Consider the following 17,452-nt stretch of genomic DNA (forward strand, 5'->3'; position numbering starts at 1 on the left):
GATGAGCGTGCACGCACTTTCCCTGCAAGGCCGGTTGGACCGCCGCACGTCGCTCGTGGCTGCCGCCGTGCTGCTCGGCGTGATCTACGCGGGCAGCACGATGGTCACGCCGCTCTATCCGCTCTATGAGCAGCGCTTCGGCCTTTCCGAACTGACTGTCACGCTTGTCTACGCCACCTACGTGGTCGGCAATCTCACCGCGCTCTTTGCCTTCGGGCGAGTTTCCGATCAAGCCGGGCGGCGGCCCGTGAGCCTCGTCGTGCTCGCCGTCGCGACCGCGAGTGCACTGATCTTTCTCTTTGCCGTCCATCCCGCGATGCTATTTCTCGCGCGCGCGGCGAGCGGTCTCGCGATCGGCGTAGGCGCGGCCAGCGCGACGGCGTGGATCGCAGAGTTGCAGGCCGGCGCGGACAAGGCGCGTGCGAGCCGGCTCGCTGCGGCTGTCAATCTCGGCGGCCTCGCCGCGGGCGTGGTCATTTCGGGACTGCTCGCGCAGTTCGCACCATGGCCGTTGCGCTTGCCATTCGGCGCTTACCTGGTCGTGCTGGTTATCACGGCGCCGTTGACGGCGCTTGCCTGCGAAACCGTTGCATCGCCCGCGCGTACTCCCGCGCAGCTTTCGCTCGAACCCCGCATCGGGGTGCCGCGCGAGCTGCGCCTCGCGTTCGCGGCGCCTGCGGTGACCGCATTCGCGACCTTCGCGCTGCTGGGCTTCTACGCCGCGCTGCTGCCCAATCTGCTCGCCAGCAGCATGCAGATCCATAGTCCCGCGCTCGGCGGTGCCATCGTTGCCGAGCTGTATCTGGCGGGTGCCCTCACGATCGTCGCTACGCCCGCGCTCGCCGCGCGCGCAGCCATGACCGCGGGCTTGTGGCTGCTGCCGGCCGGCCTTGCGCTGCTGCTATGGGCGCAGGTTGCGGGCTCGCTCGTCTGGCTGCTGGCGGCGACGGCGCTTTCCGGCGTGGCCTGCGCGTGGGGTTTTCGCGGCAGCCTTCAGGAGGTCAACCGCATCGCGCCGTCGCAACGGCGCGCGGAGCTGCTATCGGCGTATTTGCTGTGCTGCTACGCGGGCAATTCGGTGCCGGCAGTCGGCATTGCGGTGCTGGCGCGCGCAGTCGGGCATCTCTGGGCCGACGTCGCATTTGCGGGGCTCTGCGCGTTGCTGGCGGTCGCGGCGTTGGCTGTGGGCGCCCGTGAGGCGCGCAAGGCGAACTAGCCGAATCCCGGTACGTCGTCGATCGGAAGGCGCCGTGCCTCGTTGCGGGCCCGCGAATCAACGAGAGCCCGCACTGCCCGTGCGCTTGCAAGCGTCAAAGCTTCGGACCGCCCATTCCGGGCGGCTCGATGCCGCTGCCGGGCTCGATGCCGCTCCCCGGCGCGAGCGGATCGTCCTGCCAATGCGCGCGTGTGCCGTAATACTCGTGCACGGTGGTCGCCCAGCCGATGTCGGCCATGGCAGGCCAGTGGTCCTTGTCGAAGCCCGGCGCATCCTTCACGCGCTCGCCGGTCACGTTCAGCACGAAGCATTTGCGCGTGGTGTCGAGCGTGAGCGCGGCCCAAGGCAGCGCGAGCAGCTTGTCGCCAATGCCGAGGAAGCCGCCGCTCGACATGACCGCGTAGGCAATCCGTCCGCGTTCGACATCGAGCATGATGTGCTTGATCTTGCCGAGTTCTTCGTTATCCGAACTGTACACGCGATCGCCTTCGAGCGTGCTCGCGGCCATGATGGATGGGCCTGGGCCCGCAGCGGTCTCACTGCCTTTACCGACGATACGCGCGCCGGTCTGGGGGGAATCGGGGTTCATCGCCATGATGGGCTCCTGAAATGATCGAGGGTTGCGCGATGCGCTCATATCGGCGCTCACATCGCCCGCGCGGCTACCGGTTCGTCCTTTCTGTGTCCGGCGACGATGCCTTCATCGTCCAGCAACGCGCGCGCCCGCGACCTGGCACCCTCCTTGCGCATAGGAATGCGACGAGATCGGGAGGGCATGCGCAATGAAAGACTTATCCACACTCGCGGTGGTGCGAAGAGAGAACGCGTGCACGCTCGATGCCCGCATTCTGCTCGACGAGATGACCGCGACACTGGCGCTCTACCGGGGGGCCACCGTGCAATCGCAGTTCTACCTCGGCGACCTGGGTTCGGCGCGCAGCGCCTTTGTGATGGCGCGCACCATGGATGGCCTCCCGATCGGCTGCGGCGCGCTGTGCCGCTTCTCGTTCGAGGTGGCCGAATTCCAGTGCCTTTACCGGCGGCCCGAATGGCCGGGAACCGGCACGGCGATTCTTCGTTTTCTCGAGACAGTGGCGGCCGGGGCGGGATATCGGCGCGTCATTCTTCAGGCGCGCGAAGCCAACCGCCGCGCGATCACGTTCTATCAACGGCACGGCTATGAGCGCGCTGAGCCGTTCGCGGACTGTGCCGGTTTGAGCGACGTGCGGTGCTTCGCGAAGGCGCTGCCGCTTGTCGCGGACGAATGACGCTGTCGCGCCGCCCGCGCGCCGGGAGGCACAGAGGTTCCGCTAATGATGGGGTGATGCGGGGCACAGGTCCACGCACCGCCGCAATGATCGACGAGGAGGGAAATCTTTCCGATGCCCCACGAAGCACTGTGGTTTTTACTGATCGGCGTGCTGCTGATGTTCGTGGCACTCGCGCGGGGCCCAATCGCGCGCCTGCCGCTTACGGGCGCGATGATTTATCTCACCGTGGGCGTGATCGTCGGGCCGGGTGTGCTCGGACTCGTGCACACCGACCTTGCGCAGAACGTGCGCACGCTTACCGTGGTGGCGGAGGCGGGGCTCGTGATCTCGCTGTTTTCCGTGGGCATGCACTTGCGCGTGCGCTTGCGCGATCGGCTCTGGCGCTTGCCGCTGCGCCTGGGCGTGCTGGCCATGGCTCTCAGCGTCGCGCTCATGTACGCGTTCGGCGTGGCGCTGGGCGCCGCCGCTGGCGTTGCGTTGTTTCTTGCCGCGGCGCTCGCGCCAACCGACCCGGTGCTCGCCAACGAGCTGCGCGTTCATGAAGCCGGCGACGCCGAGCCGGTGCGATTTGCGCTCTCGGGCGAAGGCGGACTCAACGACGGCGCGGCGATGCCGTTCGCGTTGCTCGGCCTCGCGCTGTGCGGAGTGCACGGCGCCGCCACGCAGAACGCGGCGGCATTCGCAGCGTGGGTGGCATGGGGAATCGTCGGTGCGCTCCTCGTGGGCGCCGTGCTCGCCACGCTGTGCGTGCGGATCGTGTTCCATCTGCGTACGCGGTACGGCGAGGCGGTGGGGCTCGACGGCTTCATCGCGATTGGGCTGATGTCCGTGACCTACGGCGTGGCGCTGCTGCTGCACGCGTACGCGTTCGTGGCCGTGTTCGCCGCGGGCGTGGCGCTGCGCCATGAGGAACTGCGCGCGACGGGCGAGCGCCGCCCGGCCGAAGCGCTCGAAAGCGTGCAGCTTGGCGAGCGCACCGAAGTCGCGAAAGACCCTCAGCGCGCGCATGCATGGCTCGCTGAAGGCATGGCAGGCTTCACGCTGGAAATCGAGCGGCTGGCCGAGTTCTCGGTACTGCTGATCATCGGCTGTGTGATTTCCGCGCATTGGCGCGAGATGCTCGATCTGCGCCCCATGCTGTGCGCGCTCGTGCTGGTGTTCGTTGCGCGTCCCTTGGCCGTACTGGCGGCAATGGCGGGCTCGCAGGCGGACGCGCCACAGCGCCTGCTGATGGCATGGATGGGGATTCGCGGCGTGGGTGCGTTCTATTACGCGGTGTGGGGGATCGACGAGGCCGGCGACGCGCTGCGGCCCGTGCTGCCCGCGGCACTCGACGCGATCGTGCTGTCCGTCGTGCTGCACGGCGCGACGGCGGGCTACGTGCTCGAACGCTATTACCGGCGCCAGGAAGCGCTCGCGGCGGCGGAGCGCCGTGTACACGCGAGGGAAGCATTCGACTAGCCGGCGCGTGGAGGGGCAGGAGTCGACGACGTAAGCCTTGGCCGTGCCGCATCCACTCCGATCGTCAGGGCACGCGCCGCTGCGAAATGTCCTCCAGCGTATTGGCGATGCGCTCGCGTTGCGCGCCGTCGCAGCGCGTGGCGATGTCGCCGAGCGAGAGCGTGCCTACCAGCTCGCGTTCGTGGTTCACCACGGGCAGCCGGCGCACCTGCGCCTCCGCCATGCGGCGCTGGACGACGTTCACGTCTTCGTCCTCGTAGCACCACTGCACGCCCGAGGTCGCCACGTGCGAGACCGTTTCCTCGCCCGTGCAGCCCTGAGCGAGCCCGCGCATGGCGAGGTCGCGGTCGGTCACCATGCCGACGATCTGCTCGCCGTTGCATACCGGTAGCGCCCCGATGTCATGGTCGCGCATGAGTTCGGCGGCGTGCCGGATCGTCGTTTCAGGCGCGATGTGCACGACCTCGCGTGACATCACTTCGCGAACCTGGGTCATTGTGCTCTCCTTTCGTGGTTGTCCTGTCTCTTCTCATGCAAAACGTGCCGCGCGCTCGAGGCGCTCCGGCGGCATGTGCGGCGGGGGATCGCCTTCGGGCAGCGTGGGCGGCGGGCGGTCGTCCGGTTGCGGCGGCAGCGGCGGGCGTTGCGGGTCGTCCAGCGGATCGGGCGGCGGTAAATGAAACGACGTCGTGAAGGCGTGCAGCATCGGCATGAAGAACTCCTGCGAAGAGGCCATGGCGGTCAGAGGCGAGATTTTTGCGGTGTTACTGCGGTTTGGACACTTTCAGGTCGTTCGTCACGTAGACCACGCCGTCCAGAGCGTGGACCACGCTTTCGGCCTTGTCGCGCTGCGCTTCGTCGGGTACGGTGCCCGTGAGCGTGACAGCGCCGCGTTGGGTGACGACATGCACGTCGCTGGAGTTCACGCCGTCTGCGGCCATCAGCGCGGCCTTTGCGTGGGCGGTGATCAACGTGTCGCTCGCCTCGCCGCCGTAACCCGGATTGCCCCCCGCGAGATTGTGCGGCGGCAACTGGTTAGAACGCGCGTTGGGCTGCGATTCGCCGCTGGCGGCCCGCGGGCTGCTCTGGGAAAGCGCTAACTGCGTGCCGAGCACGACACAAAGGCCGGCGAGGCCCGCGCGTAAGGCGCATTGCAACGGGTACATGACAGTCTCCTTCGCGGTGAAAACGCCGCCTGCTTCTCGCGCAACAGGCGTGCCGCAACTCCGTGCTTTCCGGGACTCGGGGCCATGCGGCAAAAACGGCTCGGGCACAGGCGGTGCGCATACACCGGGAGATCTTTTCAAAGGAGCCGACAATGCTTTACTACGCGATCGTTTTCTTCGTGATAGCCATCATCGCGGCTGTCTTCGGGTTTGGCGGGATTGCGGCGGGCGCCGCGAGCATCGCCAAGATTCTTTTCGTCATCTTCGTGATTCTCTTTCTGGCGAGTTTGCTCTTTGGCATCACGAGGCGGTAACCCGTCCACGGCGTCGGTCACGGCGCCACTTCGCCTGGGCATACACGATGCACGCGCCGGGGAGAGAGCGGCATGGAACCGTTGAAAATCGTGGTGATCGCCGCTTCGCGCGACGGTTTTTCCGCTCTGCGCACGCTCGCGGGCGGGTTGCCGGGCGATTTGGCGGCCGCCCTGTGCGTGGTTTTGCATATCGGCCGCCATAAAAGTACGCTGCCCGAACTGATGTCGCGCGGCGGCCCGCTGCCAGCCGCCTACGCCACCGACGGCGAAGCACTGCAAGCGGGCCGGATTTACGTGGCCCCGCCCGACCGGCATTTAATCGTGGAGAAAGGGCGCATTCGGCTCTCCGACGGCGCACCCGAGAACTTCTCGCGGCCCGCCGCCGATCCCTTGTTTCGCAGCGCCGCCACGGCGTATGGCAGCAATGCGGTCGGCGTGGTGCTGAGCGGCGATCTCGACGACGGTTCAGCGGACCTCGCAGCGATCCGCGCGTGCGGCGGTGCCTGTCTCGTGCAGGATCCGCAGGAATGCGAAGCGTCGTCCATGCCCGCTGCGGCCCTGCGCGCAGTAGACGGTGCGGCGACGGTGGCTGGCATTCAGGCCATGGCTGCCGCGATCGTCGACGCCTTGCGTGCGCGGCCATTGGCTCCACTGGTTAAGGAGGGTGCCATGAAAGCGGGCTCGCAAACCGAGGAAGAGGCGCGGCTGGCTGCGCGAGGGTTCGTTTCGCCCGCAGAACTCGACAACGTCGGCGAACGCACGGCCATCACTTGCCCCGAGTGCGGCGGTACACTGTGGCAGATCAAGAACGCGCGTCCGCTTCGTTACCGTTGCCATACGGGTCACGCGTTTTCGGAAATGTCGCTGGAAGAAGGCATCGTGAGTCAGGTGGAACGTGCGCTGTGGATCGCCGCACGGACCGTCAGGGAGCATCTGGTGTACGCCCGTGAGCGCAAGGAGTGGGCTCAGCGTTCCGGCGACAGCGACGGCCTCGTGATCGAAAGCGCGCGCGTTGCGAGGGCGCAGGAGCTCGAAGCCATCATGCTCGAAGCGGTCCGCGCAGTGGCGCGCACCTCCGGCGCGAGCGCCTGAGACGCGAGGGGCAGGTGGGTCGGCACGCAATTCAGGAGTCCAGCAAACATGAATATCACCTTTCCCGAAGGCCCGGTCGAGTACGACACGGAGGAGTTCGCGCTAACCTTTGTTGCGGTGGCGGATTCCGTCCCGGTGGACTGTGCCATTACGGCTGAAGCGCTGGAAGATCGCTTCGGCGCGAGATCGCTGCGCGAGCCCGATCTGCGCCAGGCGTTCCAACGCAACCGCGATGCGATCCAAGCGGCGGCCGCCCGCCTCATCGAAGAGACGGACGGCAAGCCTGTGATACTTCACAGCGGCTATTTGCGCATGTACGGCACCGGCACGCACTGACTACTCACCCGCGCCTGCCTTGCAGCGCGCAATCTGCTTCTTCGCTTCTTCGACCACGCGCTCCGGCGTGAAGCCGAACTTGGTCTTCAGCGCCTTGAGCGGCGCCGAGGCGCCGAACGTGTGCATCACTATCTGCGAGCCGAAGCGGCCGACGTAGCGGTCCCAGCCGAGCGTCGCGGCCTGCTCCACGGCCACGCGTGCATGGATGTGCGGCGGCAGCACCGACTCCCGGTACGCCTCGTCCTCCAGTTCGAACACGTCCCATGAAGGCATCGAGACCACGCGTGCCGCGATCCCCTCCTGTTTCAGCGTCTCGTAGGCGGAAAGGCAAAGCGATACCTCGCTGCCCGTAGCGAGCAGCAGGACTTCTGGCTGCTTGCCATCGGGCGCGTCGGCGAGCACGTATGCGCCGCGGCTCACGCCTTGCGCGCTCGCGTATTTGGTGCGGTCGATCGTGGGCAGCGGCTGGCGCGTCACCACCATGCAGGCGGGTTTGTGCGGCCGGGTGAGCGCCGTGCGCCACGCTTGTGCGACTTCGTTGGCGTCGGCCGGGCGCAACGTGAGCAGCCCCGGCACGCTGCGCAGCGCGGCGAGCTGTTCGATCGGCTGGTGCGTGGGACCATCCTCGCCCACGCCGATCGAATCGTGCGTGAACACGTAGACCACGGGCAGCTCCATGATCGCGGCGAGCCGGATCGGCGGCTTCATGTAGTCGCTGAAAATGAGGAATGTCGATGCGAACGGCCGCAGCCCCGAAAGCGCGAGGCCGTTGGTGACCGCGCCCATGCCGTGCTCGCGAATGCCGAAGTGCAGGTTGCGCCCGTCGTAGTGGTCGCGCTCGAAACTTCCCGCGCCTTCGAACTTGAGACTGGTTTTGGTGGAGGGCGAGAGGTCGGCGGCGCCGCCGATCATCCACGGCACGCGTTGCGCAATGGCGTTGATCACCTTGCCCGACGACTCGCGCGTGGCAATGCCTTTTTCGTCGGCCTCGAAGGTGGGAATATCGGCGTCCCAGCCCTCGGGCAGCTTGCCGTCGAGCATCAGCCCCAGTTCCTTCGCTAGCTCGGGATAGCGCTTCCCGTAGTCGTCGTAGCGTTGCTTCCATGCCTCGTGCGCCGCCTTGCCGCGCGCGCCCATGCCTTGCGCGAAACGTTCGTACACGCCATCGGGTACGAGAAACTGCGCGTCTTCCGGCCAGCCGTATGCGCGCTTGGCGAGCCGCACTTCTTCCTCGCCCAGCGCCTCGCCGTGCGCCGCCGCCGTGTCCTGCCGGTTCGGCGCGCCCCAGCCGATGATGCTGTTCACCACGATGAGCGTCGGCTTGTCGGTAACGGCCTGCGCTTTTTCGATGGCGGCTTCGATGGCTTTCATGTCGTTGGCGTCATCCACGTGCAGGGTGTTCCAGTGGTAGCCGCGAAAGCGCGATTCGACGTCGTCGCTGTAAGCGAGGTCGGTGTGGCCCTCGATCGTGATGCGGTTGCTGTCGTAGAACCAGATCAGATTCGACAGCCCAAGATGGCCCGCGAGCGAAGCCGCTTCGTGCGAGACGCCTTCCATCATGTCGCCGTCGCCGCACACCGTATAGACGCGGTAGGCGAAGATTCTGGCGTCAGGGCGATTGAAGTGCTGCTCCAACCAGCGCCCGGCCATGGCCATGCCCACGCTGTTGCCGAGACCCTGGCCGAGCGGTCCCGTGGTCGTTTCGACGCCCGTCGTCATGCGAAATTCGGGGTGCCCCGGTGTGACGCTGTCGATCTGGCGAAAGTGTTTGATATCGTCGAGCGAGACCGCGGGCTTGCCCGTGAGCTCGCCCTTCTCGTCTATGGCTTGCACGCCCGTGAGGTGCAACAGCGAGTAGAGCAGCATTGAAGCGTGGCCGTTCGAGAGCACGAAGCGGTCGCGATTGGGCCATAGCGGCGCGGCAGGGTCGTACCGCAGGTGATGCTGCCAGATCTGGTACGCGAGCGGCGCGAGCGCCATGGGCGTGCCGGGGTGGCCGGAATTGGCCTTTTGCACGGCGTCCATCGACAAGGTGCGGATCGTGTCGATGGCGAGACGGTCGAGATCGGACGGGTCGGCCTGGGTAGGCCGGGCGTTCGGCGTGGCATTCGATGGCATGAGCTGGGACTCCTCGGCAGGGGCGCGCTGCAAGCGGCGGCAGTTCGCAAACAGGTCGATGCGCAAATGCGGTGCCGGCCCCCGCACCGCATTTCGATGCCAGACAGGCATAGGCATTGCGGTTCGACACTATCACGTCTGTCCTTTTCGGATACCGAGCCGATGCATCGAAAATCCGACCACAAGATCGTTGTCGTGACCGGCGCGGGCGCCGGCGTGGGCCGCGCCGTTGCCGAAACCTTCGCGCGCGCGGGCTACGACGTCGCGCTGCTTTCGCGCGAACCCGAACGGCTCGTGCGCGCCGCCGCGCAATTACAGGCCGCTTACCGTGGCGTGCGCGCGCTCGCGGTGCCCACCGACGTGGCCGACGCACAGGCCGTCGAAGCGGCGGCAGCGCGGGTGGAGCGCGAACTGGGCGAAATCGACGTGTGGGTGAACGTCGCCATGGCGACCATCTTCGCGCCTCTCTCGTCGATCTCGCCGCGCGACTTCGAGCGTGCGACCCAGGTCACGTATCTCGGCCAGGTGCACGGCACGATGGCGGCGCTCGCGCGCATGCGCACGCGCAATCGCGGCGTGATCGTCAACGTGGGGTCGGCGCTCGCCTCGCGCGCGATACCGCTGCAATCCGCGTATTGCGGCGCGAAATTCGCGGTGCGCGGCTTTACCGACGCCGTGCGATCAGAGCTGATTCACGACGGCCTCGACGTGCACATCTCGCTGGTCGATCTTCCCGCCATCAACACCCCGCAGTTCGACTGGGCGGCCAATCGTACCGGGCAGGACGCGCGGCCCGTTGCGCCTGTGTACGAGCCCGAAGTCGCCGCGCGCGCCATTCTGTTTGCCGCGCAACATCGGCGGCGCACGCTCTGGCTCGGCTGGTCCACGGCGCGCGCGATCATCGCCGACCTGATCGCGCCGGGACTGCTCGACCGCTATCTCGCGCGTGCGGGGTATCGCGGGCAACTGACGGGCAAGCCGCGCGCGCCCGACGCGCCCGAGAACCTGCATGCGCCGGTGCCGGGCGAGATCGGCGCACATGGCCGCTTCGGCAGTGAAGCGCGCCACGGCGGCGCGCCGCTCTTCACGGAGCGCCATGTGCATGCGTTGATGGGCGGTGTGGCGATTGGCGTCCTTGGCGTGGCGATGGCGTTTGCGCATTTGCGCAGGCGCGCGCGCTCACGCCCATGATCGTTCTTTTTTGCCGCTGCTGGGGGTGCTTGCCGACTTCTTTCGGCACGCACGATGCGCATGAAGTCATGTGCGTACCGTCGATTGAACGAACGCAGCGAACAGGCCCGAGGAGCGGGTTGAGCGCTTCGAATGGCCCGGCGCGGCAGGCGTGACGGCGCCGGTAGCGAGGCACGTGTCCTGCGCGCTTCGCAGACGCATCGACCTTATAAGGAGCTTGCCATGAACAGCACGCTGGACCCCGACAACGATCTTCCCGAATCCCTGCCGCCGGGGCACGACACCGGCTCGCTGGGTCCGGGCGATTCATCCGATTCCGGCAGCGACACGCAGGGCGCGAAGCGCCACGAATTCGACCGCGACACCGAACTCGACAATCACGCGCTCGAAGCGGGCGAGGAGGAAGCGCAGAGCGACACCGATCGCGCAGGCACGGGCGAACGCGCCTCGGCAGACGGCGACGAATCGCTGGAGCCCGACGGCGACGTGCGTCCGGATCGCATCGACGATCTGGGCGATGTTTGAACGAGCGGGCGCCCGAGATATGACTATCGCGCATGGCGCCCGCCTGTCTGCCGCACGTGCTGCCCCGGCAAGGCCACTGTTACCGATGCGCCGTGTCTTCTTCCGGAGGTCGGCGGCATAAATTTCCGCAGGTTCATCCGTTGTCGCGCCGCAGTTGATTCGGTGTGCGAAGTCATGCGATGCTCTCGTTGCCCGGGACCCGGCGATGCCATCGCGCGTTCAGCCGGACCCGCCCGCCGCCGCAAACAAACGGCGTGAATGGGCCGGTGCGAGGAGACCAGCGAAGTGCCCCAACACCAAGGAGGCAACATGAGCACGCAGCTGCAGTCTCGCACCCGCGCCGCATCGCCAACCGATGCGCATTGCATTCAAGCAGGCTTACAGTCACTCCCGGCCCGAACATCGCCGCAGCGTTCGCGCACCGCCATCAGCGCCGCCAGTGTCGCCACGCTTTTGCTCGCCTGCGCAAACTGTTTTGCCGACACTCAGGTAGGCGCGCCGCTGCCGCCTGCGCCCGATATTCTGTATGGCGATCTATTCGTGGCGGTGCAGACCGCGCAGATCTTCTCCGACCAGAAGACCTTCGTCGATTCGACGCCGAACACGGACCCCGCAACCATCGTGCAGCTCTACGAAACGCGGAAAAACCAAGCCGGCTTCTCCTTGCTGAATTTCGTAAATCAGTACTTCACGCCGCCGCCGGACCAGAGCATCACGCCGCCGGCGGGGCAGACCCTGCGCCAGCATATCGACTGGCTCTGGACCGGGCTCACGCGCACGACCACGTCGGCGCCCGACAACAGTTCGCTCGTGCCGCTGCCGAAGCCCTATGTGGTGCCGGGCGGGCGCTTCCGTGAGGGCTATTACTGGGACACGTACTTCACGATGCTCGGGCTCCAGGAGTCGGGCCATGAAGATCTCGTCGACGACATGCTCGACAACTTCGCGTACATGATCAACACCTTCGGCCATATACCGAACGGCAATCGCACTTATTACTTGAGCCGCTCGCAACCGCCGTTCTATTCGTACATGGTGGAACTCGCGGCGCAAAAGGAAGGCAACAGCGTGTACCAGAAGTACCTGCCCGCGCTACGCAAGGAGTACGCGTACTGGATGCAGGGAGCGAGCAGCACGCCGCGCGGCCAAGCCACGCGCAACGTGGTCGTGCTGCGCGACGGCACCGTGCTCAACCGCTACTGGGACGAACTCGACACGCCGCGCGATGAGTCATATATCGAAGACGTCCAGACCGCGCAGCAGGCCACGGGGCGCCCCGCCAACGAGGTCTACCGCGACCTGCGCGCCACGGCCGAAAGCGGCTGGGACTTCAGCTCGCGCTGGTTCGGCGACAACCAGAACCTCTGGACTGTGCGCACCACGTCCATCATTCCGGTCGATCTGAACAGCCTCCTGTTCCATCTGGAGACGACGATCGTGCGCGCCTGCACGGTCGCGCGCGATTTCGGCTGCGTGGGACAGTTCGTCGGCTACGCCGCGCGCCGCGCCGAAGGCATCAACCGTTACCTCTGGAACAACAAGGGCTACTACGGCGACTACGACTGGCAACTCGGCAAGTCGCGCGACAATCAGACGCCCGCGATGATGTATCCGCTAATGGCTGGCGTGGCCTGGCCCGAGCGTGCGAAGAAGACGGCGCAGACGATGCAGAGCGTGCTGCTCCAGCAGGGCGGCCTTGCCACGTCGACCTACAACACGGGCCAGCAATGGGATGCCCCGAACGGCTGGGCGCCGCTGCACTGGATCGCCATCCAGGGCCTCAAGCAATACGGGCGCAGCGATCTCGCGCAGCCGGTCGGGACGCGTTTTCTCGCCGACGTCGAGAACGTCTATAACACGCAGCAAAAGCTCGTCGAGAAATATATCGTCGAGGGCGCGGGCGAAGGCGGCGGCGGGGGCGGCGAATACCCGTTGCAGGACGGCTTTGGCTGGACCAACGGCGTGACGCTGATGCTGCTCGATATGTACGGCGGCGGGCAGTAGGGGTGAGAGCGGACCGCTTCCGGGGCGGCGCGGCTAGAGGCTGGTCTAGCGCCGCAAAGCGGTCCGTTCGAGCTTTATTCCAAAGGGCCGGCCTGTTCGAGTTCGAGTAGCGCCGCCTTGCGATGCACGCCGCCTGCGTAACCGGTCAGCGCGCCGTAGTATCCGGGCCCGGCGCGCCGGCCTGCGACCGATGCCGCCGTATGCCTTAACAGCGCCTTTATGACTCGAACGGATAAACGTATCGGATTTGCTTCGTTGTCAGCGGGCGGGCGGATCACGTAGATTGAAGCTACTGCTTACCTGAAAGGCTTGTTGCGTGACTACCACCGCCACACTCATCGCTTCCGCTGCATCGAGCGCGCATGCGTCCCAACGCTTCGACATTCTTCCCCTGGATGCGCCGCTCGGCGCGGAAGTGATCGGCCTCGATCTCGCGCAGCCGGTGTCGAGCGAAGACTTCGCGCGCATTCATCGCGCTCACCTCGATCACCATGTGCTGGTGTTTCGCGACCAGCGCATCACGGCGGAGCAGCAGGTCGAATTCAGCCGCCGCTTCGGCCCACTGCAGATCCACGTGCTGCATCAGTTTGCGCTGGCGGGCCACCCGGAGGTCCTGATCGTTTCGAACATCGTAGAGAACGGCAAGCCCATCGGTCTTGGCGACGCGGGGCACTTCTGGCATTCCGATCTCTCATACAAGGAGAAGCCGAGCCTCGGCTCGCTGCTGCACGCGCAGGAGTTGCCGGCAGAGGGCGGGGACACGCTGTTCGCCAACATGCATCTCGCATGGGACACGCTGCCTGCTCATTTGCGCAGAGCCGTGGAAGGGCGGCGCGCCGAGCACACCTATCTCGCGCGCTATGCGGAGCTCCAGGCGCGCAGCCCGTGGCGGCCGAACCTGACGGCGGAGCAGATCGCACAGGTGAAGCCCGTTACGCATCCTGTCGTGCGCACGCACCCGGAAACGGGCCGCAAGGCGCTGTTCGTGAGCGAGCACTTCACGACACGCATCGTCGATCTACCCGAGGACGAAAGCCGTGCGCTGCTCGACGCGTTGTTCGCGCACAGCGTGCGCGCGGAGCATTGCCACCGGCACGAATGGCGCGAGCACGATCTCGTGTTCTGGGACAACCGCTCGCTCATGCACCTCGCGGCGGGCACTCCAGATCATCTGCGCCGTAGGCTCTATCGCACCACCATCGAAGGCGACACGCCATTTTGATACGCGCCGCGAGGCGTTTTTTCTCGCGGTCTCGCGACGGGAGGTTCGATGCTCCGTATCCACGTATGCGGACCTCGGCGGGCCGGGAGATGGTAGTGGGTGCCGGGCTCGCTCGAACGGCCGCGCTGTGAGCAGCGGCCCGCCTCTGCACGAACCGCGCGGCACATTTAGCTCCCCATTGCGGGATCGCTGATACTGTCCGCCCCCGTTTCGACCCGCCCTGCGAATCGGCGGGTTACGCCGTTCTCGGCGGCGAGCGTAAAGTCATACCAGCCGTTCGATGACGTCACCGACCAGTACGGCTCGACCTGCATGCCGGGCGGAACCGCGTAGGTCCAGGGACCATCGCTCCGATACGCGTTCGATGTGACAGTCGTATTGGTGGCGACGCTGCCTGTGTTCATGATGGTCAGATAAACGGCGTTGTTGCCAGTGTCATAGCATACGCGAACCTCAGGATTGGGCCCGCTTGTCGCTTTGGTAATGTTGCCGGTGAACTGGCGGTGCAGGCCGTTCGGGCCGAGCACCCAAAGATCATAGGCGCCCGCATCCGCAGCGGCTGGCGTCCAGACATCCGAAAGCTCCTTGCCGGCTTCCACCGTGTAGCGGTGAGGTGGTTTGTCGAGATGCAGCTTGTCGTAGACGTGAAAGACAGCGCCCGCGCTGCCAGTGTTGCTGAAGATGAGCCACACGTTGCCGTTCTTCGTGTCGACATTGGCGCTGGTGTGCAACTGATACGGCAGGGCACGCGACGGACGCGCCATTAGCGACTGCTTTGGCATCGTCTGGCTCGCGACCGAAGGCACCGGTACCGCGCCGAGCGCGCTTTGCTGCGCACTCTGGGCATCGGCGGCGGATTTGGTCGGTGCGGGGAGTGGCCCGACGGCCGTATCGTTTGGATTACTGAAGTTGAAGCAAGAGGTCAGGTCGCCGAATACTGCGCGACGCCACGGGCTGATGTTCGTTTCGCGCACGCCGAATCGCTGCTCGAGGAAGCGCAGCACCGAGGTATGGTCGAAGACCTGAGAGTTGACGAAGCCGCCCGTGCTCCACGGCGACACGACGAACATCGGCACCCGCGGGCCGGGTCCGTATGGCTGGCCGTCCGGTGCGAGCGGTGAAGAGTCGCCCGGCGGATTGGGAAGGGTGAAATATTCGTATTGCGTCGTGACCGTCGACTTGCCGGCATAAGTGCCGTTGCCATTCGGGGAAGGCGGGTTGGGCGCAGGCATATGGTCGAAGAAGCAGTCGTTCTCGTCGTAGTTCACGAAGAGCACGGTCTTGCTCCAGACATCGGGGTTAGCCGTGAGCGTGTCGAGCAGTAACTGGAGGTAGTAAGCGCCCTGGCCTGGGGTAGACGATCCAGGGTGCTCGCTATACGCCCCCGGCGAAACGATCCAACTCACCTGCGGCATTTGTCCCGCAGCGATGTCGTTGGCGAGGGCCTGCAGGAATCCGCCATCGGGCATCGTGTTGCCGATGCCTTTATAGAGCGGCGAAAGCGCCTCCATTGCCGGTGTATAGGGTGCGTTCGGCGAACCGGAAATGGTTTCGTTGACTTTGCGAAACACTGCGAAGCCAGCGAGCGGGTTGTCACCATAGTTATCGGGCTGGTTCTCGTAGACCTTCCAGCTCACCCCCGCGGCTTGCAGACGCTCCGCGTAGGTGGTCCAGGTCAGGCCCGTCGCCGACGGGCCGAGGCTGTCCCATCCATTGTTGTTGACGACCGCATAGTTAGAGCCGGTGGGGCCGTTCGTGCCGGTCCACATGAAGATGCGGTTCGAGTTGGTGCCGCCGTGCAGCGAGCAGTGGTACGCGTCGCAGATAGTGAACGCGTTCGCGAGGGCGAAGTGAAAGGGTAGGTCGGCGGACTGCAGATAGCCCATCGATACGTCGCCCTTCGATTTCGGCCATTGCGTCATGCGGCCGTTATCCCAGGCGCTGTGCGTGTCGGTCCACGAATGCGCGCCACCCGCAAGCAGCGCATTGCCTTTGGTGCTGTCCAGATAGAACGGTAGCACGGTGCGGCTGCCGTCGCTCTGCTGCCAGACAGTGGAGCCGCCCGGCTGTGGGATCGTGAAGCGGTCGGCGAAGCCGCGCACGCCAGGTAGCGTGCCGAAATAATGATCGAAAGAGCGGTTCTCCTGCATGAAGATCACGACGTGCTGCACGTCGTTGATCGTGCCGGTCGTGTTATTCGCGGGAATTGCGAGCGCGCGCCGGATGGCGGCCGGGAACACGCTGAACGTCGCGCCGGCCGCCGCGGCGCGCAGGAATTGACGGCGATCCAATGAAGTCATGATGTGGTGGGTTTTCTTCTACGTTGTCTTCGCGCGTAGCCGCGCGATACGGGGGCCGAACCGACGGGCACGAACAGGCGCTTTGCGTGGAGCGCGAACCGTGCGTCGGGCCTGCGCTGGGCACGCCTTGCGCGCGGTTCGCGTGACGTTCATGGCGCGCAGTTCAACTGCGTGTTGAGCAGCGGCTGCGAGGCGGCCACGCCAAGGGCTGCGTAGCTGCCCGAGGCGGGCGCCGCCACGATCGCGACCGGCGCGCTTGCGCCACCCGCACCCGCAGCCGCTCGCGCGGAAGACCCGCCGTTCGAACCGGGGCCGCAGGCCGCGAGCAGCGCGCACAGCAGCCAGGTGAGCACAGCACCTGCGCTGCGGCGCAGGTGCTGTGCGCCGTGCATTGCTAGAAAGCTATTCGCATTCATCGAGGAGTCTCTTACGGGAGAAGGGTGGAGAGCGGCTTGCCCGAAGCGAAGACCGTCGTCAGCTCAGCCTCAGTAACGGTGCGGTTCCAGAGCGCGAGGTCGCTGAACGACTGCACATCCGTGGGCGTAGCCGCGCACTTGCCAGGCGTGTAGGGCGGGGTGTCCTTGCACGCGTTCATGTAGTACTGGCCTGTGCCGTCCTCGTTGAGGCCGAAAGCGCCGAGGCCCGGCAGCTTCGACGCGGTCACCGTGACCGAGGCCGTGTACTTCTCTTCGCCGAGCACGGGATCAAACACGTAGCCCGTCATGGTCTTGCCGACCGTGTCGATTGTGAATGCTACGTAGGCCCACTTGTTCGCGGTGATGGTCGCAGAGCTCATGTCGTTGCGCGTAGTCCCGTCGCCGATATTGAAGCGCACGTTACAACTCGTGCCAGAACCCGGGAACAGCGCGATCGAGATACCGGGGTTGCCCCCCGAGTAGTAGTTTTTGTTCGAGAAGATTGGCGTGCCGTTGCCCGTGAGATTCAGGCAAGACGTCATGACCCAAAAGCCCATAGTGAACTGCGGCTGTTTCGTCACGTCGTTGTTCTGCACGAGCTTGTAGCCGTCGTACCCATTCGTGTCGACAATGTTCGTATCCACCTTGAGACCCTGGCCGCCAAACGGATCTGGCGTAAGCGAGCCGCCGTTCGCATCCGCCGCCCACGGGCCGAGCGTGCTGGCCGCCATCTTGTCGGCGGCTGGCAGCGCGCCGAATGGATAGTATGTCGAGAGGCCGTTGGTCAGCGTCGTCGCGAGAGCGGGCGGCGGATGCGAAC

At 65.7% G+C, this 17,452-nt stretch carries 18 protein-coding genes; 10 read left to right on the forward strand and 8 right to left on the reverse strand.

Annotated features, from left to right (window positions below; translation table 11 throughout):
- Window position 1: 1 nt before the first annotated feature.
- Window positions 2–1,216, forward strand: coding sequence for an MFS transporter (locus M3I53_RS34635; protein WP_254320283.1), 1,215 nt, complete (start codon window positions 2–4; stop codon window positions 1,214–1,216).
- Between the two features lie 94 nt (window positions 1,217–1,310).
- Here M3I53_RS34635 and M3I53_RS34640 read toward each other — a convergent pair whose 3' ends face one another.
- Window positions 1,311–1,811, reverse strand: a complete 501-nt coding sequence (locus tag M3I53_RS34640; protein WP_254320284.1) for a PRC-barrel domain-containing protein — start codon at window positions 1,809–1,811, stop codon at window positions 1,311–1,313.
- Between the two features lie 187 nt (window positions 1,812–1,998).
- On the opposite strand from M3I53_RS34640, the gene M3I53_RS34645 reads away from it, so the two are divergent.
- The gene (locus tag M3I53_RS34645) at window positions 1,999–2,484 is read left to right on the forward strand and encodes a GNAT family N-acetyltransferase (RefSeq protein ID WP_254320285.1); all 486 of its coding nucleotides are present in this window, start codon (window positions 1,999–2,001) and stop codon (window positions 2,482–2,484) included.
- A 114-nt stretch (window positions 2,485–2,598) separates the two neighbouring features.
- Window positions 2,599–3,948, forward strand: a complete 1,350-nt coding sequence (locus tag M3I53_RS34650; RefSeq protein WP_254320286.1) for a cation:proton antiporter — start codon at window positions 2,599–2,601, stop codon at window positions 3,946–3,948.
- A gap of 64 nt (window positions 3,949–4,012) precedes the next feature.
- On the opposite strand, the gene M3I53_RS34655 is transcribed toward M3I53_RS34650, so the two are convergent.
- Genes M3I53_RS34655 through M3I53_RS34665 form a run of 3 tightly spaced genes read right to left on the reverse strand, consistent with a single transcriptional unit; the run spans window position 4,013 to window position 5,114 of the window.
- Window positions 4,013–4,444: a CBS domain-containing protein gene (locus tag M3I53_RS34655; protein WP_254320287.1), complete on the reverse strand. Its 432-nt coding sequence runs from the start codon at window positions 4,442–4,444 to the stop codon at window positions 4,013–4,015.
- Window positions 4,445–4,477: 33 nt separating this feature from the next.
- Window positions 4,478–4,660 carry a hypothetical protein gene (locus M3I53_RS34660; RefSeq protein ID WP_254320288.1) on the reverse strand — a complete coding sequence of 61 codons (183 nt, stop codon included), beginning with the start codon at window positions 4,658–4,660 and terminating at the stop codon, window positions 4,478–4,480.
- Window positions 4,661–4,712: 52 nt separating this feature from the next.
- The gene (locus M3I53_RS34665) at window positions 4,713–5,114 is read right to left on the reverse strand and encodes a BON domain-containing protein (RefSeq protein WP_254320289.1); all 402 of its coding nucleotides are present in this window, start codon (window positions 5,112–5,114) and stop codon (window positions 4,713–4,715) included.
- Window positions 5,115–5,266: 152 nt separating this feature from the next.
- On the opposite strand from M3I53_RS34665, the gene M3I53_RS34670 reads away from it, so the two are divergent.
- The 3 genes from M3I53_RS34670 (at window position 5,267) to M3I53_RS34680 (ending at window position 6,856) form a co-directional block, all read left to right on the forward strand.
- On the forward strand, window positions 5,267–5,428 hold the full coding sequence (locus tag M3I53_RS34670) for a DUF1328 domain-containing protein (RefSeq protein WP_042267338.1): 162 nt from the start codon (window positions 5,267–5,269) through the stop codon (window positions 5,426–5,428).
- A gap of 72 nt (window positions 5,429–5,500) precedes the next feature.
- Window positions 5,501–6,520, forward strand: coding sequence for a chemotaxis protein CheB (locus M3I53_RS34675; RefSeq protein ID WP_254320290.1), 1,020 nt, complete (start codon window positions 5,501–5,503; stop codon window positions 6,518–6,520).
- Window positions 6,521–6,568: 48 nt separating this feature from the next.
- Window positions 6,569–6,856, forward strand: coding sequence for a DUF1488 domain-containing protein (locus tag M3I53_RS34680; RefSeq protein WP_254320291.1), 288 nt, complete (start codon window positions 6,569–6,571; stop codon window positions 6,854–6,856).
- Here the strand turns inward: M3I53_RS34680 and tkt are convergent, their stop codons facing one another.
- A complete protein-coding gene (gene tkt, locus M3I53_RS34685) occupies window positions 6,857–8,974 on the reverse strand; it encodes a transketolase (RefSeq protein WP_254320292.1) in 2,118 nt (705 codons plus the stop codon).
- Window positions 8,975–9,136: 162 nt separating this feature from the next.
- Here tkt and M3I53_RS34690 point away from each other — a divergent pair, with 162 nt between their 5' ends.
- The 4 genes from M3I53_RS34690 to M3I53_RS34705 all read left to right on the forward strand — a co-directional run bounded on the left by M3I53_RS34690 (window position 9,137) and on the right by M3I53_RS34705 (window position 13,916).
- A complete protein-coding gene (locus M3I53_RS34690; protein ID WP_254320293.1) occupies window positions 9,137–10,165 on the forward strand; it encodes an SDR family oxidoreductase in 1,029 nt (342 codons plus the stop codon).
- A 222-nt stretch (window positions 10,166–10,387) separates the two neighbouring features.
- Window positions 10,388–10,690, forward strand: a complete 303-nt coding sequence (locus M3I53_RS34695) for a chemotaxis protein (protein WP_254320294.1) — start codon at window positions 10,388–10,390, stop codon at window positions 10,688–10,690.
- A 309-nt stretch (window positions 10,691–10,999) separates the two neighbouring features.
- Window positions 11,000–12,694 carry an alpha,alpha-trehalase TreA gene (gene treA / locus M3I53_RS34700; protein ID WP_254320295.1) on the forward strand — a complete coding sequence of 565 codons (1,695 nt, stop codon included), beginning with the start codon at window positions 11,000–11,002 and terminating at the stop codon, window positions 12,692–12,694.
- A gap of 316 nt (window positions 12,695–13,010) precedes the next feature.
- The gene (locus M3I53_RS34705) at window positions 13,011–13,916 is read left to right on the forward strand and encodes a TauD/TfdA family dioxygenase (protein WP_254320296.1); all 906 of its coding nucleotides are present in this window, start codon (window positions 13,011–13,013) and stop codon (window positions 13,914–13,916) included.
- 167 nt (window positions 13,917–14,083) lie between these two features.
- Here the strand turns inward: M3I53_RS34705 and M3I53_RS34710 are convergent, their stop codons facing one another.
- The 3 genes from M3I53_RS34710 to M3I53_RS34720 form a co-directional block, all read right to left on the reverse strand.
- A complete protein-coding gene (locus tag M3I53_RS34710) occupies window positions 14,084–16,216 on the reverse strand; it encodes a phosphocholine-specific phospholipase C (RefSeq protein WP_254320297.1) in 2,133 nt (710 codons plus the stop codon).
- A gap of 149 nt (window positions 16,217–16,365) precedes the next feature.
- Window positions 16,366–16,632, reverse strand: coding sequence for a hypothetical protein (locus M3I53_RS34715; RefSeq protein ID WP_254320298.1), 267 nt, complete (start codon window positions 16,630–16,632; stop codon window positions 16,366–16,368).
- An 11-nt stretch (window positions 16,633–16,643) separates the two neighbouring features.
- The coding region (locus M3I53_RS34720; RefSeq protein WP_254320299.1) for a LamG domain-containing protein at window positions 16,644–17,452 on the reverse strand (809 nt) is incomplete at its 5' end.

Source organism: Paraburkholderia sp. CNPSo 3272, assembly GCF_024206495.1.
Taxonomy (GTDB): domain Bacteria; phylum Pseudomonadota; class Gammaproteobacteria; order Burkholderiales; family Burkholderiaceae; genus Paraburkholderia.

Excerpts from the sequence above, each read along its gene's own strand:
- M3I53_RS34675 (WP_254320290.1), top strand. The coding sequence starts at position 5,501 with ATGGAACCGTTGAAAATCGTGGTGATCGCCGCTTCGCGCGACGGTTTT.
- M3I53_RS34695 (WP_254320294.1), top strand. The coding sequence starts at position 10,388 with ATGAACAGCACGCTGGACCCCGACAACGATCTTCCCGAATCCCTGCCG.
- M3I53_RS34665 (WP_254320289.1), bottom strand. The coding sequence starts at position 5,114 with ATGTACCCGTTGCAATGCGCCTTACGCGCGGGCCTCGCCGGCCTTTGT.
- M3I53_RS34680 (WP_254320291.1), top strand. The coding sequence starts at position 6,569 with ATGAATATCACCTTTCCCGAAGGCCCGGTCGAGTACGACACGGAGGAG.
- M3I53_RS34670 (WP_042267338.1), top strand. The coding sequence starts at position 5,267 with ATGCTTTACTACGCGATCGTTTTCTTCGTGATAGCCATCATCGCGGCT.
- M3I53_RS34635 (WP_254320283.1), top strand. The coding sequence starts at position 2 with ATGAGCGTGCACGCACTTTCCCTGCAAGGCCGGTTGGACCGCCGCACG.
- treA (WP_254320295.1), top strand. The coding sequence starts at position 11,000 with ATGAGCACGCAGCTGCAGTCTCGCACCCGCGCCGCATCGCCAACCGAT.
- M3I53_RS34655 (WP_254320287.1), bottom strand. The coding sequence starts at position 4,444 with ATGACCCAGGTTCGCGAAGTGATGTCACGCGAGGTCGTGCACATCGCG.
- tkt (WP_254320292.1), bottom strand. The coding sequence starts at position 8,974 with ATGCCATCGAATGCCACGCCGAACGCCCGGCCTACCCAGGCCGACCCG.
- M3I53_RS34660 (WP_254320288.1), bottom strand. The coding sequence starts at position 4,660 with ATGCCGATGCTGCACGCCTTCACGACGTCGTTTCATTTACCGCCGCCC.
- M3I53_RS34650 (WP_254320286.1), top strand. The coding sequence starts at position 2,599 with ATGCCCCACGAAGCACTGTGGTTTTTACTGATCGGCGTGCTGCTGATG.
- M3I53_RS34690 (WP_254320293.1), top strand. The coding sequence starts at position 9,137 with ATGCATCGAAAATCCGACCACAAGATCGTTGTCGTGACCGGCGCGGGC.
- M3I53_RS34640 (WP_254320284.1), bottom strand. The coding sequence starts at position 1,811 with ATGGCGATGAACCCCGATTCCCCCCAGACCGGCGCGCGTATCGTCGGT.
- M3I53_RS34710 (WP_254320297.1), bottom strand. The coding sequence starts at position 16,216 with ATGACTTCATTGGATCGCCGTCAATTCCTGCGCGCCGCGGCGGCCGGC.
- M3I53_RS34645 (WP_254320285.1), top strand. The coding sequence starts at position 1,999 with ATGAAAGACTTATCCACACTCGCGGTGGTGCGAAGAGAGAACGCGTGC.
- M3I53_RS34715 (WP_254320298.1), bottom strand. The coding sequence starts at position 16,632 with ATGAATGCGAATAGCTTTCTAGCAATGCACGGCGCACAGCACCTGCGC.